Below are 898 nucleotides of genomic sequence, written 5' to 3' on the forward strand. Positions count from 1 at the left end.
GCACGTACGGGCGTACCGGGCTGATCGTGTCCACGATGGGCCGCCGTTCGGCCGCCTCGCGGGCGTATGGGCTCTTGTGGTCCGGCAACGGGCGCCTGAGCCGTGCGGACGGGGTAGGCGCCATGTCCGGCGCGGGGGCAGGGGTGGCACGGTGCTTCCCCCGAGCGGGCAGCAGCAGCGCACACAGGCACGCGAAGGCACGCGCGATAAGGTCGGCCATGTTCGTCAGCTCCCTATCAGCTGATGGGCACTCCGCCCCGGTGACGACCAGCCCGTCGTCACCGGGGCTTTCTCGTAGACGAAGCTATACCAGTGGTCTCTACTCGTATAGCTCGGAGACTGTACGTACACAGTGGAGCGGGTTGGAAGCTAGCGCCCTACTCTCTGAGGCATGAGCGACTTCGGGCCGGATGACAAGATCGTCCACGGCGGGCCAGTGCCGGTATACGTGCAGATCGCGGGGGTACTGCGTGCCCGCATCAAGCGCGGGGACTGGCTACCCATGCGCCCCCTGCCGGGCGAGCAGCGCCTCGCCGATGAGTTCGGCGTCGCCCGCATGACCGCTCGGAAGGCCGTCCGCGTGCTGGCCGATGAGGGGACCGTGTTCGTCGTCCCCCAGCGCGGCGCGTTCGTCTCCGCCCCCGAGCACTCCGGCAGCGGGGACGCACAGTAGGGAGCCCCGCCCATCCGCCACAGGGGAACGACGGACGGGCGGGGCGGTATCGGAGCCGTCAGCCCTCGGTCACACCCAGGTGAGGCGTTGCCCGTCGGGGCCGACGTGCAGCCGCATACGGTCGGCCGGCGGGCGCCCGTCCGCCTGCCACTGCGCGACTCGCTCGGTGATCTCGTCCCACAGCCGCGCCGGGCCGCCCTGCCGCACCATCCACCGGCCGCCGTC

At 70.9% G+C, this 898-nt stretch carries 2 protein-coding genes; one reads left to right on the plus strand and one right to left on the minus strand.

What is annotated here, in order from left to right:
* Positions 1–220: hypothetical protein (locus IE225_RS33670; protein ID WP_229880220.1), on the minus strand; the 220-nt coding region annotated here is incomplete at its 3' end.
* A 171-nt stretch (positions 221–391) separates the two neighbouring features.
* Between IE225_RS33670 and IE225_RS32710 the strand changes: the two genes are divergently transcribed.
* Entirely contained in the window at positions 392–673 is a 282-nt protein-coding gene (locus IE225_RS32710) for a GntR family transcriptional regulator (RefSeq protein ID WP_190061289.1), read from the plus strand.
* Positions 674–898 lie beyond the last annotated feature (225 nt).

Source organism: Streptomyces echinoruber (genome assembly GCF_014651135.1).
GTDB lineage: Bacteria > Actinomycetota > Actinomycetes > Streptomycetales > Streptomycetaceae > Streptomyces > Streptomyces echinoruber.